General features: G+C 56.2%; 15 protein-coding genes. 8 read left to right on the forward strand and 7 right to left on the reverse strand.

What is annotated here, in order from left to right; genetic code table 11:
• Nucleotides 1–41: 41 nt before the first annotated feature.
• A complete protein-coding gene (locus ACR0BU_RS00680) occupies nt 42–1,376 on the reverse strand; it encodes an NAD(P)-dependent oxidoreductase (RefSeq protein WP_298932461.1) in 1,335 nt (444 codons plus the stop codon).
• 158 nt (nt 1,377–1,534) lie between these two features.
• Nucleotides 1,535–2,167 carry a cupin domain-containing protein gene (locus tag ACR0BU_RS00685; RefSeq protein ID WP_298932463.1) on the reverse strand — a complete coding sequence of 211 codons (633 nt, stop codon included), beginning with the start codon at nt 2,165–2,167 and terminating at the stop codon, nt 1,535–1,537.
• Nucleotides 2,168–2,311: 144 nt separating this feature from the next.
• Here ACR0BU_RS00685 and ACR0BU_RS00690 point away from each other — a divergent pair, with 144 nt between their 5' ends.
• The 3 genes from ACR0BU_RS00690 to ACR0BU_RS00700 all read left to right on the forward strand — a co-directional run bounded on the left by ACR0BU_RS00690 (nt 2,312) and on the right by ACR0BU_RS00700 (nt 5,385).
• Nucleotides 2,312–3,307 (forward strand): hypothetical protein, encoded by a 996-nt coding sequence (locus tag ACR0BU_RS00690; protein WP_480735261.1) that lies wholly within the window; start codon nt 2,312–2,314, stop codon nt 3,305–3,307.
• 72 nt (nt 3,308–3,379) lie between these two features.
• Complete coding sequence (locus ACR0BU_RS00695) at nt 3,380–4,672, forward strand: O-acetylhomoserine aminocarboxypropyltransferase/cysteine synthase family protein (RefSeq protein WP_480735259.1); 1,293 nt, start codon at nt 3,380–3,382, stop codon at nt 4,670–4,672.
• Between the two features lie 2 nt (nt 4,673–4,674).
• Complete coding sequence (locus tag ACR0BU_RS00700) at nt 4,675–5,385, forward strand: GNAT family N-acetyltransferase (RefSeq protein ID WP_480735258.1); 711 nt, start codon at nt 4,675–4,677, stop codon at nt 5,383–5,385.
• 2 nt (nt 5,386–5,387) lie between these two features.
• Here the strand turns inward: ACR0BU_RS00700 and ACR0BU_RS00705 are convergent, their stop codons facing one another.
• Nucleotides 5,388–6,089 (reverse strand): SIMPL domain-containing protein, encoded by a 702-nt coding sequence (locus tag ACR0BU_RS00705; RefSeq protein ID WP_298932471.1) that lies wholly within the window; start codon nt 6,087–6,089, stop codon nt 5,388–5,390.
• Nucleotides 6,090–6,247: 158 nt separating this feature from the next.
• Between ACR0BU_RS00705 and ACR0BU_RS00710 the strand changes: the two genes are divergently transcribed.
• The gene (locus tag ACR0BU_RS00710; RefSeq protein WP_480735256.1) at nt 6,248–8,356 is read left to right on the forward strand and encodes a hypothetical protein; all 2,109 of its coding nucleotides are present in this window, start codon (nt 6,248–6,250) and stop codon (nt 8,354–8,356) included.
• Nucleotides 8,349–8,981, forward strand: coding sequence for a class I SAM-dependent methyltransferase (locus ACR0BU_RS00715; protein ID WP_480735254.1), 633 nt, complete (start codon nt 8,349–8,351; stop codon nt 8,979–8,981). The genes ACR0BU_RS00710 and ACR0BU_RS00715 overlap by 8 nt, the downstream gene beginning before the upstream one ends.
• Here ACR0BU_RS00715 and hppD read toward each other — a convergent pair.
• Nucleotides 8,978–10,075 (reverse strand): 4-hydroxyphenylpyruvate dioxygenase, encoded by a 1,098-nt coding sequence (hppD, locus tag ACR0BU_RS00720; protein WP_299078419.1) that lies wholly within the window; start codon nt 10,073–10,075, stop codon nt 8,978–8,980. The genes ACR0BU_RS00715 and hppD overlap by 4 nt on opposite strands.
• Nucleotides 10,076–10,222: 147 nt before the next feature.
• On the opposite strand from hppD, the gene ACR0BU_RS00725 reads away from it, so the two are divergent.
• Nucleotides 10,223–10,678 (forward strand): Lrp/AsnC family transcriptional regulator, encoded by a 456-nt coding sequence (locus tag ACR0BU_RS00725; RefSeq protein WP_298932478.1) that lies wholly within the window; start codon nt 10,223–10,225, stop codon nt 10,676–10,678.
• 19 nt (nt 10,679–10,697) lie between these two features.
• On the forward strand, nt 10,698–12,578 hold the full coding sequence (locus ACR0BU_RS00730; protein WP_480735251.1) for a monovalent cation:proton antiporter-2 (CPA2) family protein: 1,881 nt from the start codon (nt 10,698–10,700) through the stop codon (nt 12,576–12,578).
• Between the two features lie 31 nt (nt 12,579–12,609).
• Here ACR0BU_RS00730 and cobT read toward each other — a convergent pair whose 3' ends face one another.
• Nucleotides 12,610–13,620 carry a nicotinate-nucleotide--dimethylbenzimidazole phosphoribosyltransferase gene (gene cobT / locus ACR0BU_RS00735; RefSeq protein WP_480735249.1) on the reverse strand — a complete coding sequence of 337 codons (1,011 nt, stop codon included), beginning with the start codon at nt 13,618–13,620 and terminating at the stop codon, nt 12,610–12,612.
• Between the two features lie 78 nt (nt 13,621–13,698).
• Between cobT and cobS the strand changes: the two genes are divergently transcribed.
• Nucleotides 13,699–14,463 carry an adenosylcobinamide-GDP ribazoletransferase gene (cobS, locus tag ACR0BU_RS00740; RefSeq protein ID WP_480735247.1) on the forward strand — a complete coding sequence of 255 codons (765 nt, stop codon included), beginning with the start codon at nt 13,699–13,701 and terminating at the stop codon, nt 14,461–14,463.
• Nucleotides 14,464–14,560: 97 nt separating this feature from the next.
• On the opposite strand, the gene ACR0BU_RS00745 is transcribed toward cobS, so the two are convergent.
• Together ACR0BU_RS00745 and fdxA are read right to left on the reverse strand one after the other, a co-directional pair.
• Nucleotides 14,561–15,076, reverse strand: coding sequence for a CarD family transcriptional regulator (locus tag ACR0BU_RS00745; RefSeq protein WP_298932484.1), 516 nt, complete (start codon nt 15,074–15,076; stop codon nt 14,561–14,563).
• 285 nt (nt 15,077–15,361) lie between these two features.
• Nucleotides 15,362–15,700, reverse strand: coding sequence for a ferredoxin FdxA (gene fdxA / locus ACR0BU_RS00750; RefSeq protein ID WP_170608293.1), 339 nt, complete (start codon nt 15,698–15,700; stop codon nt 15,362–15,364).
• Nucleotides 15,701–15,750 lie beyond the last annotated feature (50 nt).

Genomic DNA, 15,750 nt, shown 5'->3' on the forward strand with positions numbered 1-15,750 from the left:
GGATACCTCAGCGATATAGGAGAGTTGGATGTCTCACCCTATCACGAAACAAGCGTTGCGTGGATGTCCATCGCGGCATCCCGACCCTCGGCAACCGCTGTCACGGTCAGGTCTTCCCCGCCTGTGGCGCAGTCTCCACCCGCCCAGACACCGGTAATCGACGTCCGCCCTGCACCGCTGACAGCGATCTTGTTTCCGTCCAAGGTCAACCCTTCCGGTGCACCTTCCAGGGTTTGGCCAATCGCCTTGAGAACCTGATCCGCCTGCACCCGGATAGTTTCTCCGGTCCCGGACAGTTTTCCGTCTTGGCTGGCGGTGTATTCCAACTCAATCTCTGCTGCCGCGCCATTTCCATGGATTGCAACCGGCTGGACATTGGTCATGATCCGCACCCCGTGCGAGGCTGCAAGGTCCTGCTCGTACCGGCTGGCCCCCATTGCATCGCGACCGCGACGATATGCTATCGTCACATGTTCCGCGCCCAGCAGTTTGGATTTCACAGCCGCGTCTACGGCCGTCATTCCGCCGCCAATCACCACGACATTGCGCCCGACGGGCAGATGCGCCAGATCTGACGCCTGCCGTACGTCCGATATGAAATCGACCGCATGTCGCACGCCCTCTTTCTCGGCACCTTGCGACCGCAGAGCGTTCACGCCGGCAAGGCCAATGGACAAGAAGACGGCGTCATAGTTTTCCTGCAGCCCTTGCAATGAGATCGTCTCACCAAGAACCGAGCCCGTTTCGATTGCGATGCCGCCAATCTTCAGCAGCCAATCAACCTCGGCCTGCGCAAAATCATTAGTCGATTTGTAGGCTGCGATTCCGTATTCGTTCAGGCCGCCCGGCTTGGGTTTGGTTTCGTGGATCACCACGTCATGGCCCAACATCGCCAAACGGTGCGCACAGGCCAGACCCGCAGGCCCTGCCCCGATCACCGCGACTGTCTTGCCGGTCACCGGCGCGCGTTCAAAAGGATGTTCGCCTGTGGCCATCAGGTCGTCGGTGGCAAAGCGCTGCAAGCGTCCGATCTCAACCGGTTTACCCTCGGCCGCTTCGCGCACGCAGGCTTCTTCACACAGTGTCTCGGTCGGGCACACGCGGGCGCACATGCCACCCAGAATGTTCTGTTCCAAGATCGTTCGCCCGGCCGCCTGCGGCTGACCTGCCTGAATCTGGCGAATGAAAAGCGGTATATCGATATCCGTCGGACAGGCCGTGATACATGGCGCGTCGTAGCAAAAATAACAACGATCAGCCGCAACCGCAGCTTCGTGCGGCGCCAATGGCGCATGCAGATCGCTGAAATTCGAGGTCAGCTCATCGCTGGAAAGCCGCCCGGAGACAATGCCGGGTGCCATCTGGCCCTGTGCCATCACTCTACTCCCTGTAGATATGTTCGTTATGGCACCAGCTTGCCACATTCTCATTTTTTATCAATTGGTAAAATTTGCCAAATGGTCAAAAAATGAAAAATCCGGGCCACAGACCCGGATTCCAGCGAAAATCGCCTCAATTTCGTGCAGCTTTTAACTCAAACCATGCTGCTCAGGTGACCGGATTTGGTCCAAACACGTGCTCCGCCCTCTCCTGCGATAGCCTGAGATTGCGTTCCCGGCGGCAGGCGCAGCCAATCCCAAACCGAGAATTCTTCGCCCCCTTCGGCAAAACTGCCGTCCACGACAAAGACCTCCAGCCCCTGATCAGCATCCAATTGGACGACCTCACCGGCGCGCCAAGTTTGAACCCGCACATCCTCATGCGCGTCCTGAAACAGCTGCAGGTCACCATCACCGCTGATCGAGCGATGAACTTCTGTTCGGTCTTGCGGATCGAACTGATGCAACTTGACCAGAATTGTCGCGCCTGCCATCGCTGATGGCGTATGCGACGTGGTCGGCGGGTTGCGCACATAACTACCCACGGGGAAATCTCCGCTTTCATCCTGAAACACGCCGTCCAGAACCAGATACTCCTCGCCACCATCATGCGTATGCGCGGCAAAGGCGCTGCCGGGGGCAAATCGTACGATCGTGGTCGCACGCGCAACTTCGTCTCCGATCCGGTCCAGCATCTTGCGGTCTACCCCGGTTGCTGGGGACGCCACCCAATCGGTCTCATCAAAATGGACCGCAACACGTTTGGTGAAGTCTGCATTGACCCGCATCATCTCTCTCCTGAACAGCCGTCATGTCCCAAAATGGATTGGTTTGATCGAAATTCAAACCAACATCTTTTGACGCCCCTTGTCGCTTACTGTAATTCCGATGAGAGGGGCCGGAAAACAGACCCCCAACAGGATCGGGCTGGAATGCAGGCACCTACGCAGAAATTCAACATCGTCGTCATTGGGCAAAACAATCGCCTTCAATACGAAGCTGTGTTGTTCGCCGCGTCCCTGCGGCATTCGTCGCCCGACTTCGAAGGGAAACTGTATGTCGCCACCCCCAAACCGGGGCCGCGTTGGAGCCAGAACCCAAGCCTTCAAAACGAAGATGTTCTAAAGGTGTTGGGTCAGTTGGATGCCGAGATACTGCCGTTTGACTCGCACGTTTTCGGTGAAAGCTACCCTTATGGCAACAAGATCGAAGCACTTCTTGCCATGCCCGAAGGAGAGCCGTTTGTGTTCTTTGATACCGACACTCTGATAACAGGTGATTTGAACGGCGTGCCGTTCGACTTTGACCGACCCGGCGCGTCGCTGAAGGTCGAAGGTACCTGGCCAAAGCCGACACTCTATGGACCCGGATTTGACGGGATTTGGCGCGCGCTCTACGACCGTTTTGGGCTGGATTTCAAAAGCTCGGTGGATGACAGCCAGCCACATGATCACTGGCGTCGTTACCTGTACTTCAATGCAGGGTTTTTCTTCTACAAATGCCCGCGTCAGTTCGGCGAACGGTTTCTTGAATACGCCCTGGCCATCCGCAATGAAGCCATACCCGAGTTAGTCGGACAAAACCTGGATCCATGGTTAGATCAGGCAGCTTTGCCCCTGGTGATCCATTCCTTTGGTGGCGGGCGGGATGCCTTGCCGGACGGTTTGCTGGATGGTTCGGTCAGCTGTCACTATCGCCTGTTCCCGCTGCTCTATGCCCGCGAAAGCGATCATGTGATCGAGGTTCTGGAAACGGTTGTGGCGCCGAATAGGGTGAAAAAAGTTCTGAAAAACTACGACCCATTGAAAAAACTGGTGGTTCAAGGCAAAGGCAAGAAAATTCGCGAGATGTTCGATCAGGACAACCTGCCGAAACGCGAGCAGGTGTATCGCAACCGGATCAAAAGCAAAGGCCTGTGGATGCGCTGACAGGATCGTTGTGCGCAGGCGGGCAATGCCCTACAGATTCGACCAAACGAATTCCAATAGGAGATGTTCAAGATGTCTGATGGCCCGACCTACGGTTTCGACACATTGCAAATTCACGCGGGCGCCCGCCCTGACCCGGCCACCGGAGCACGTCAGACACCGATCTATCAAACGACGGCTTACGTGTTCCGGGATGCGGACCATGCCGCAGCTTTGTTCAATCTTCAAGAAGTCGGGTACATCTATTCCCGCCTTACAAACCCAACCGTCGCCGTATTGCAGGAGCGTGTTGCAACGCTGGAAGGGGGCGTTGGCGCAGTTTGCTGTTCATCCGGCCACGCAGCCCAGATCATGGCGCTGTTTCCACTGATGGGGCCAGGCTGCAACGTCGTCGCCTCAACCCGCTTGTATGGCGGCACGGTCACGCAGTTCAGCCAGACGATCAAACGCTTTGGATGGTCGGCGAAGTTCGTGGACACTGACGATCTGGACGCAGTTAAGGCGGCCATCGATGACAACACCCGCGCGGTATTCTGCGAATCCATCGCCAACCCTGGCGGCTATGTTACAGACATCCGCGCTTTGGCTGATGTGGCCGATGGTGCTGGCATTCCGCTGATCGTCGACAACACTTCGGCCACGCCATACCTCTGTCGTCCTATTGAACATGGCGCGACACTGGTGGTGCACTCGACCACGAAATACCTGACCGGCAATGGCACAGTAACGGGTGGCTGCATCGTGGATTCAGGCAAGTTCGACTGGTCGGCAAATGACAAATTCCCTTCGCTCAGCCAACCGGAACAGGCCTATCACGGGTTGAAGTTCCACGAGACTTTCGGGCCGTTGGCCTTCACCTTCCACGGCATTGCCATCGGCCTGCGCGATCTGGGCATGACAATGAACCCACAGGCGGCGCATTATACGCTGATGGGGATCGAAACCCTGTCACTGCGGATGGAGCGTCACGTCGAGAACGCACAAAAGCTCGCCGCATGGCTGGAGGCGGATGACCGGGTGGAGTACGTGACCTATGCGGGTCTGCCGTCGTCACCTTATCAGGACAGGGTTAAAAAGCATTACCCACGGGGTGCAGGCGCGCTGTTCACATTCGCGGTCAAGGGTGGGTATGATGCCTGTATCAAGTTGGTTAACGCGCTGGAGATATTCAGTCACGTGGCCAACCTGGGCGATGCGCGGTCGCTGATCATCCACTCAGCCTCGACCACCCACCGTCAATTGACTCCAGAGCAGCAAGAGGCTGCAGGCGCAGGTCCAAATGTGGTCCGTGTGTCCATCGGGATCGAGGACATAAACGACCTGATTGCCGATCTGGATCAAGCACTGTCCAAAGCCAGCGCCTGACTATGACAAGGAACGAAACGAACGACCTTGGACAACCCATCGGATGGCCGGTAGAGGGCGACTTTCCGCGCCCGACACCGCCCTACACACCGATGGAGGGCCGTTACTGTTCAGTCGTGCCACTGGATGTGAATCGGCATGCGCCCGGACTGTTTCGGGCGTTTGCCAACGATACGGACGGGCGTAACTGGACCTATCTGCCGTATGGCCCGTTTGAACGCGAAAACGACTTTTTTGAGTGGGCGCAGGCCAATTGCATGGACGCTGACCCGATGTTCCACACGGTTCTGGATCAGGACGATATCCCGGTCGGAATGGCATCTTTTCTAAGGATTGAACCCGCAGCCGGCGCTATCGAGGTCGGACACATCCATTTCTCGCCCCTTCTGCAGCGTAAACCACAATCAACCGAGACCATGTATCTGATGATGCGCCGCGTGTTCGACGAGTTGGGATATCGCCGCTACGAATGGAAATGCGATGCACTAAACGCGCCATCCTGCCATGCGGCCAAACGACTGGGCTTTACCTTTGAAGGCGTGTTTCGTCAGGCGACCCATTACAAAGGACGCAACAGAGATACTGCCTGGTATTCAATTGTAGATAGTGAATGGCCACGTGTTCGCGCAGCTTTCGAGACCTGGCTATCCGCGGACAATTTTGACGACGCGGGCCAACAACGCCAACCGCTGAAAGCCCGCGCAGACGCTTAGGTTTACTCGGAAATCCCGAATTCCATCGAGACAGTGACAGAGACCGAAATCTCGCCGCCTGCAACGGGCACACCGCCTGTATCCGCCATGGCCATCTCACGCATTGCCATCATCGGGCGAACGCCCCCGGATTGTTCCGAAATCGACTGAACAGCGCCCAGCGTTACACTGGCCGCTTGCGCCAGTTGTTCGGCCTTCGCCATGGCTTCACCAACGGCCTTTGCACGGGCCTGCGCCTCGACAGGCTTGGGATCCTGAACACCAAAACTCAGCCCTCCGAAATCATTAGCGCCGTCCTGAATGACCGCGTCCATGATTTGTCCGAGATTGTTCAGATCGCGCACACGCACAAAAACCCGGTTGGATGCCACAAACCCGGTGATCTCGGGCTTATCAGCGTTTTCGCCCAGACGGCCAGACCAAACCGGCGTCAGCGACAGGTCACGGGTCTGAACGTCCCGATCCTCAATTCCCATCTCGTCGAGGCGCGCCAATACCTGCGACACCGCGTCCGATGTGGCCTGCATTGCCGCCGACGCTTCGGCGTTTTCGTTCGTCACACCCAGCGTAATCGTTGCCATATCGGGTGCAACCTGCACGGTCCCAGTGGCATCAACGGTGATGCGACGTTCTTCCGCATGGGCGATTCCCGCAGCCGCGACAGCCAATAATGCGATCAGAAAAGCGAATGTCTTCAATGTCATCCCTCCAATTTTCTTTGTCCAAACATGGGTCGGCAGGGCATTGCCATACAAGAGGTGAGTATGCCTTTTTCTTTCCCTCGGCGGGTTCCTGCTTTAATATCGGTCTGCAGACATAAAGTCGTTTGCATTGACGATGACAATTATGGTTCCTCCGGATTATGAAACCCGCCTTTGCGCTGTCTTTTTCGGCCACCGGAATTTCGCTTAAGCACCAATCGGATGACGATTGGTTCGATATTGGCGTTGTCCCGTTGGATGCGCCTGACCTGACCGAGCAGGTGCAGGCCTTGCGGGACAAAGGGTTTGCGCTGGAAAACGACCTGAGTTGCAAGGTGATCATTCCCGCCGATCAGGTTCGGTATCTGACAATCTCGACCGAGGGTATGACCGCGGAAGACATCGAGCAAAAAGTGCACGACGCGCTGACAGAGGCTACGCCCTACGAGATTTCTGAGCTGTCCTTTGATACAGAAACTCGGGGACCGACAACATATGTGGCGGCAGTTGCGCACCAGACTTTGGCAGAGGCACGGAGCTTTACTACCGATCATGGGTTTATCCCTGTTCGCTTTAGCGCGGAACCAGGTGAAGACGAGTTCCCTGAGGAGCCTTACTTCGACCTGGTCATGGATGCGGTCACGGAACCGACTGAAACAGCTGTTGTGTCCTTGCCGGAACTCGATGAACAGCCTTCAGCACCGGAACCAGTCCTTTCTGATGTTGCCGCGGAACAGTCCGAAACAACCGTTGCGCCCCCCCCCGAAACCGATGAAGAGCCGAAGACACTGAAACCGGCACTCTCTGAAAATGACGATGAGCCCGAACCAACTGTACATGCAATTGCACATGCAGCCGCGCCAGACATGTTTCGGTCTCCCGAGCCTGCCAATACGCCCGCAGGTGATAGTCATGCGATGATACCGGCAGAGGCGAAGCGCTTTGTCCTGCCCACTATTGCTGCGTTGATCTTTATCGGCGTTGCTATCGGTGCATGGTCTTTGCTGGGGTCGCGCACTGACAGCGATCTGACTGAAGCCGAAACAGCGGCACCAGATACATCGCCCCCGGAACCCGAAGTCACTGCAGGGGTGACGCCAGAAGAAGCCGAACCAAATACTCAGGTCGCCGTAGCTGCACAGCCCGAAGTCGCAAATCCGGAACCTTCGACAGAACAGAGTGTTGCAACCCCTGAAGACAGCGAAACGGTGATGGGTGTTCCCACTGTTGAACAGCCGGAACTCACACCCACAGACGCAGCCATTCTGGAAGCCTTGAAGGTTCAGCCAACCCCCGTCGAGGAGATCGAGCGCGACCCGGAAGCGCAGGAAGACCTGGAAACACTCACAGGGTTGAACCTGTCACCACCGGCGTCGCTTATCGAGCCAACTCAGGTCGAGCCTGACGATCTGTATCAGGCGTCCATCGACAAATCTGACCTGTCCAGCGATGCGATTGCCCTGCCCCCAGCTGAAAGCTTCGACACGGATCAGCCATTTGACCAAGCTGCGCTACCCAGCATCGCCGGTACACGTTTTGATCTGGACGAACGCGGCCTTGTCACGCCAACGCCGGACGGCACCCTCAACCCGGACGGAATATTGGTTTATGAAGGCAGCCCATCGTTGGTCCCCCCCGAAATTCCGGTCCGGTTCGAAGAAGAACCGATTGTTGAAGACACTGAATCGCGTCTGGCCCGGCTGCGCCCGCAGCCACGTCCCAATGATCTGGTTGAACAGTTTGAGCGGGAACAACTCGGTGGTCGATCCCTAGAGGAGCTTGCGGTTTTACGTCCGAAACTCCGCCCCAAGTCGCTGCAGGATGAAATCCAGGTGGATCAGACACCCACCGCATTGGCCGTTGTTCGTGTCCCTAGGCCGAAAACACGTCCCGCTGGAATAGCGGCAATTGTTGCCAGCGCGACAAAGCCCAGCACGTCCAATCTTGGCTCAACGGCTGCGGTTGATCAAAGCAACGATACCACCGAAACGGTTCAGCCAAGAACAGTCTCGCCCAAGATTCCGACCACCGCATCGGTTGCGAGACAGGCCACAATAGATCGAGCGATCAACCTGCGCAGACTGAATCTGATTGGTGTCTATGGTACACCCGCAAACCGCCGCGCGTTGGTGCGCCTGCCAAGTGGTCGATACAAAAAGCTGAAGGTCGGGGACAGGATCGACGGCGGTCGTGTGGTTGCGATCGGGGACAGTGAGTTGAGGTACCAGAAAAAGGGCCGCAACGTCACCATAACGATGCCACGTGGCTGAGCCGAGCCAGCAGAAGATTATCGAAGGTTATGAACAGGCCGCGGCTGAGCTTATACCAATCTACGAAAACCTCTCGCCGGAAATCGTCTTGGCACCCGTGCTCGACTATTTGCCCGAAACAGGGTCCGAGGTTTTGGATATCGGTGCGGGTCCTGGGACAATAGCGGCGTGGCTCGCGTCACGTGGAAATCACGTGACGGCGGTCGAGCCGGTCTCGGAGTTTCGGACGTATGGTCAGAAGACGTACCAACACCTGAGTATTTCGTGGTGCAATTCACACCTGCCCGAGCTCACCCATTCTCGTCCATGGCGCCGTTGTTTCGACATTGCGTTGGGCATCGGTGTTTTGCATCACCTAAACCCGCCAGACCAAGATCGCGCTATTCACATCCTTGCGTCCTGTCTCAAACCTTCCGGGCGAATGATTCTGTCACTGCGCCATGGCCCCTGCCCTGATGATCGGCCCGGTTTTGAGATATCCGTCGAAAAGGTCCTGCACAGCGCTGAATCCGCAGGGATGCAAGTTCAGTACACTTCCCACCGAGCATCCATTCAAGATGGCAACCGGCGCGCCGGGGTCACTTGGACCTGGTTGGTTCTGGGCGCACCGGGAGTAGCGTCTTAAGCCGCAGAAATCTCACCGCTTTCGATCTGTTCGCGTTCGATGGATTCAAACAACGCTTTGAAATTCCCTTCACCAAAACCGTCATCGCCCTTGCGCTGAATGAACTCGAAGAAAATCGGGCCGATGACTGTTTTTGAGAATATCTGCAACAGGATGCGTGTTTCACCACCATCCACGACACCCTCGCCATCAATCAGGATGCCGTGCTTCATCATACGGTCCAACGGTTCGGCATGGTCCGTCACACGTTCTGTGGACAGCTCATAATAGGCTTTGTTTGGCCCGGGCATGAATTTCAGCCCGTTTTCGGCAATCGCATCGGTGGATGCGTAGATATCCTCGCTGCCAACTGCGATATGTTGAATCCCTTCGCCTTTATACTTCTTGAGGTAGGCCACGATCTGGCCTGTCTCGCCGCGATCCTCGTTGATCGGAATGCGGATACGACCACATGGTGACGTCAGAGCGCGGCTGAAAAGCCCGGTGAACTTGCCCTGAATGTCGAAGAAACGGATTTCACGAAAGTTGAACAGGTCGCCGTAGAATTTGAACCATTTGTCCATGTTTCCCTTGAAAACGTTATGCGTCAGGTGATCGAGGTAATAAAAACCCTCGCCGCGTGGTTTTGACTGCTGAATCCACTCGAACTCATGATTGTAAGGCGATGTGTCGTAATACTGATCAATGAAATACAGCAGCGATCCGCCGATCCCTTTGATCGCAGGAACATCCATTGTCTTATCAGCCCCTTCATAAGGTTCTGCACCCTTGGAAACGGCGTGTTCAAATGCCTTTTGTGCGTCCACAACCCGCCAGCCCATCGACGGCGCGCAGGGCCCATGTTCTGCAACAAACTTGTCAGCAAAGCTGTCGGGGTCAGCATTCAGGATGTAGGTGATATCGCCTTGCTGCCAAAGCTCGACTGCAGGTTTGTCCTTGTGGCGGGCAACCAGTTCGAACCCCATTTTTGCAAACAGATCGCGCAACTCTTGCGGCTCGGGGTGGGCAAATTCGACGAATTCAAACCCGTCGGTTCCAGCCGGGTTTTCTTCGCTGATGACAGATTTCGGGGCGTTGTGTGGGAAAGGACCCATGGTGTGTCTCCTCGGGAAACAGGAATTTCTTTGCTGATTCAAAAATACGACTTATCCAACGCTGTTTCTGCGCATAGTTTTCGTGTAACCTATAGGTAAATGCGTGAATTACGCATAAAGTAAGAAAAATTTGGGATAATTCCGCATATGCTGGATGCCACAGATACGCACCTTCTGTCTGCCCTTCAAAAAGATGCTCATCTGACCGCCCATCAACTGGGCGAGATGTTGAACCTGTCACCCAGCCAGGCAGGCCGCCGCAGGCAACGGCTGGAAGCAGAAGGGTACATCACAGGCTATGCCGCCCGACTGGATCCGCTGAAACTGGGGTTACAGGTGCAAGGTTTCATTCAGGTCCACCTGGGTACCCATGGGCCGGAACAATCCGCAAGTTTCGCCCGTATGGTCGAAACCCGCCCAGAAATAACAAGCGCCTGGACGATGACGGGTGAGGCAGATTACCTGCTGCACGTCTATTGCGACGATCTATCCGGCCTGAACAGCTTGCTTCATCAGGTTATCCTGCCGCATCCTGCGGTTGCACGGGTTCAAAGCCAGATCGTAATGGACCAACTCAAACGCGACGCGCCCCTGCCGACCTGAGCGGGGCAAGAGGAAGAATATGGACGATTTCCTTTACCAGGCTTCAATCTATCTGGCTGCAGCTGTAATCGCTGTCCCCTTGTCTGCCCGTTTGGGTTTGGGGTCCGTTTTGGGTTACTTGGCTGCCGGTATCATCATTGGCCCTGTGTTCGGCCTGGTCGGCGCCGAAACCGAAAACCTGCAACATGTCGCAGAATTCGGCGTTGTGATGATGCTGTTCCTGATCGGATTGGAACTGGAACCGCGCGCCCTTTGGGATATGCGCGACCGGTTGCTGGGCCTTGGCGGGTTACAAGTGTTGCTGTCCACCACCGTTATTGCAGGGGTGGCAATCTATGCCAATCACCCCTGGTCCGTCGCGCTGGCGGTAGGCTTAACTCTTTCCCTATCGTCAACAGCCATCGTCCTCCAAACCTTGTCCGAAAAAGGCTTGATGCAAACCAATGGCGGCAGGGCCACATTTTCCGTTTTGCTAACACAGGACATCGCGGTCATTCCGATACTGGCCATGCTGCCATTGCTGGCCCTGCCCGCAATGCCGCATATCGAGGCCGATGGATCGATTGATCGTGGGGCGGACGATCTGCACGCCGCAGGCCACCACAGCCTGTCGCTTGTCGAAGGCCTGCCGGGTTGGGCGGTAACTCTGGTAACGATCGGCGCCATTGCTTTCATCATACTGGCTGGCATCTACCTGACTCGGCCTTTGTTCCGCTTTATCCATGCAACGCGTCTGCGCGAGATGTACACAGCGCTGGCCCTTATGATCGTGGTCGGCATTTCGTTTCTGATGACACTTGTCGGGCTATCACCCGCTTTGGGGGCCTTCCTGGCCGGGGTCGTGCTGGCCAGTTCGGAATTCAGGCACGAGATGGAAAGCGACCTTGAGCCGTTCAAAGGCTTGTTCCTGGGGCTTTTCTTTATCACCGTCGGGGCCGGGATAGATGTGGCATACTTCTTTAACGATCCACTCGATTTGATTGGCCTGGCGCTGCTGGTCATTCTGGCCAAGGGGATCATCCTTTATGTCGTGGGCAAGGCCTTCAAGTTGAAAGGGCGGGATCACTGGCTGTTCACGCTGGGTCTGGCGCAGGCAGGGGAATTCGGATTTGTGTTGCTGGCCTTTTCCGCCCAGCAGAACGTCATCCCACCTGATTTGTCGCAAAAGCTGTTGATGATCATCGCCTTGACGATGCTGATCACGCCGCTTCTGTTCATTATCTACGACCTCCTGTCCCGCAAAATCGGCGACACAAAAGCGGAAATGGAACCTGATGAGATTGATGAGAAGGGGCCCGTCATCATTGCCGGCATCGGACGGTTTGGGCAAATCGTCAACCGGTTGGTGCGCGCAAGTGGCTTCAAGACGGTTGTTCTGGATCACGACATCGAAACCATCCAGCTGATGCGCCGGTTCGGCGTCAAAGGCTTTCTGGGCGATCCAACGCGGCCCGAGCTGTTGCGTGCCGCAGGGCTGGAAAAGGCATCAGTTCTGGTTGCCGCGATGGATGATCGCAAAGAAACCACGCGGCTTGTCGCCTATGCAAGGCGCCAGCGTCCGGATCTGCACATCGTTGCTCGGGCGCGCGATCGCACGCATGTATATGAGCTGTATCAGGCCGGAGCCAGCGACATCGTGCGCGAGATGTTCGATAGTTCCCTACGCGCGGGTCGCTATGTGCTCGAGAATATCGGCCTCAGCGAATACGAAGCGGCACAGGCCGAGCAGACGTTTTATCACCACGACCGATTGTCCGTGCGTGATCTGGCTGAACTCTGGATCCCCGGCAAACCTACGGCTGAGAACAAACCGTATATTGAGCGCGCGCAGCAGTTGGAGAAAGACCTTGAGACTGCGCTGCTTGAACTGGCCGAAGAACACGCCAAAAAATCTGCCTGACCCGGCGCCGGGCTGTAGTCAGGCGCTTTCTTCACCCGTCAGAGACGCCTGCTTCGGCGAAGGTCGCCATACCAGAATGGCACGCCACGGCGCTTTTTAGGATGTTGATGGCCAAAGCACCGCCTGATCCCTCACCTAAACGCAGACCAAGGCTTAGCAACGGGTCTTTGCCGATCTTCTCCAGGACTGCCCCATGGGCACTTTCCGCACTCTGATGCCCAGCGACAGCGTGATCCAGTGCGCTGGGTGATATCTGTGCCAGACATGCAGCAGCTGCCGAGCAAATGAACCCATCCAAAATGACCGGAATGCGTAGAACACGGGCGGCCGCAATGGCCCCCACCATCGCTGCGATCTCACGCCCGCCCAGGCAACGCAGGACTTCCAGCCCGTCATCGGTTGCATGCAGGGCCACGCCTTCGGCGACGACACGCGTTTTGTTCGCGAGGCCCGCGTCATCGACACCGGTACCACGCCCGGTCCAATCCGCAGCGTCGCCACCAAACAAGGCGCAGGCAATCGCGGCGGCTGGTGTGGTGTTCCCGATGCCCATTTCGCCCACAACCAGCAAATCGGCCTGGGGGTCGACTGCCTGCCAACCAGTTTGCAGGGCCCGCAAAACTTCTGCTTTGGTCATAGCTGGTGTTTGGGTGAAATCCGCTGTCGGATGCTCCAGATCCAGCGCATGTACGTCCATTTTTGCGCCTGCTGCCTTGGCCAGCTGATTGATCGCGGCACCGCCATGTTCAAAGTTCATCACCATCTGCACAGTTACTTCGGGCGGAAACGCCGAAACACCCTGTGCCGTGACGCCGTGGTTGCCCGCAAAAACGATGACTTGTGGTGCAGTGATTTGCGGTTGGTCATTCCCGCGCCAACCTGCATACCAGATCGCCAGATCTTCGAGCCGCCCCAACGCGCCCGGCGGTTTCGTCAATTGTCCATTACGCTCGGTTGCGCCCTGTACCGCAGCACTATCGGGGGCCGGCGCACTGGTCAGTGCATCGCGGAAAGTCTTCAAATCGTTAAGTTCGGGCAGCATCTAAGCCTCATTGCATCAGAGTGATCCTGCGTGTTTAACCGAAGCATTCGATCCAACAAGACCCTGAAAGGCGCGGGAGTGCATAAAAACGACACCAAACCCTTCTTAGTGTGGGATGTTCCGCTGGCGCTGGTGCTTTTGACACGCCTGCCCCTGCCCCGTTTGCCTGACGCCGTCTTCGCAAGGCAGGCACAAGCTGCATGGGCCTTCCCCTTGGTCGGTTTGGTGGTCGGTCTGCTGGCGTGTTGCGCTGGCTGGGTAGCACTGTCAGCAGGCCTGCCACCACTCGCCAGCGCCGGGTTTGTTGTCGCTGTTCTGATCTGCACCACCGGAGCAATGCACGAAGATGGGCTGGCAGACACGTTTGATGGGCTCTGGGGCGGTTTCACGCCTGAACGGCGACTAGAGATCATGAAAGACAGCCACATCGGAGCCTATGGCGTGCTGGCCTTGTTGATTTCCCAGCTTATTCGAGTCTCCGCGATTGCCGCATTGCTGACGTCTGGTGACATTTGGACAATTCTCGCCGCATGTGCGTTTTCACGCGCCACCATGCCAGTATTGATGAAGATTCTACCAAACGCGCGGCAATCAGGTTTGAGCCACTCAGTTGGCGTACCCGGCGTCCGGTCAGTTGTCGCTTCATTGGGTTTGGCGGCTTTGATTGCGCTTTTGTTGATCGGGGCGCAGGCGCTGGTTCCAGCCATTTGCGCAGGACTAGTTGTCGGCGTTCTGGCCTTAGTAGCACAGGCAAAGATAGGCGGCCAAACCGGAGATATCCTGGGCGCCGCGCAGCAATTGGCCGAGATCGCGTTCTTGCTGGCACTGACTGCGCAACTCTAACTCTGCCAAAGCCAGAGAAATCACACCGCCTTAAGGCACACCACGAAAAAGACCGCCCCAATCAGGAGCGGCCTTCTTTCCCGTCGTTGCCAAAAAGTCAGGCAGCAGCAGCACGCGATGTCAAAACTTCATCCACTTGTTTGGCAGCAGAAATCTCACCTGCGCCCGAAACGGCGGCCACTTCGCGGGTCAGACGCTCCAAGGCGGCTTCGTACAGCTGACGCTCGGAATAGCTTTGTTCGCGCTGATCGTCAGTGCGATGCAGATCGCGGACCACCTCGGCAATCGAGATCAGATCACCCGAGTTGATTTTCTGTTCGTATTCCTGGGCGCGGCGCGACCACATGGCACGTTTGACTTTGGCCTTGCCTTTCAGTGTCTTCATCGCCTGACTGATCACATCCGGTGAGCTGAGTGAACGCAGTCCGGATTCGGTGGCCTTGTTTGTAGGCACCCGCAGGGTCATTTTGTCTTTCTCAAATGAGATGACGAACAGCTCGAGCGAGAAACCCGCGACATCCTGTTCTTCGATCGAAATGATCTGGCCCACACCATGAGCGGGGTAGACAACATAGTCGTTCGGGCGGAACTCAAGCTTTTTCGACTTTGTCATTCAGTTTTTTTCCTTGGTTGCAGATCAGGACACAGGCGACAAAAAGACCACGTGCGGGGACTATTTCAGCCCCGGCAGGCGGCAATAGTGTCATAAATTCAAGACTCCAAAGCGAGCATACTTACGGAGTTCATCCCAATCTCAGTCATCATGTAAGGACAGAGTATATCACAGAATTGCGACACCCGAAAGTTGACCTTAGGACAATTGTCAGAGTTTACCCTGTTTTCAACAGGATAGGTCGCATTTCAGTCGATTTTGGACCGCGCGGGTGCTGCGAATCGTTTATCCGCCCTCACCCGGCGCTTCAGAGAAATACTTCTCCATCTTACCTTCTTCGCCATCGCGTTCTTCAGCGTCTGGCAATGGATCTTTCTTGGTCACGATCACCGGCCACTGTTCCGAGAATTTGCGGTTGAACTCGACCCATTGTTCCATACCAGGTTCGGTATCCGGGCGGATCGCATCCGCAGGGCATTCAGGTTCGCATACACCGCAGTCAATGCATTCGTCTGGGTGAATGACCAGTGCATTCTCGCCTTCATAGAAACAGTCCACCGGGCACACTTCAACACAGTCGGTGTATTTGCAGGCGATGCAATTCTCGGTGACAACATAAGTCATGGTCGGTTTCCTGTTAGCGGCTTGACGTGTAGCTAGTTCAGTCTGAGGCC

Source organism: Ruegeria sp. CK2 (genome assembly GCF_056536585.1).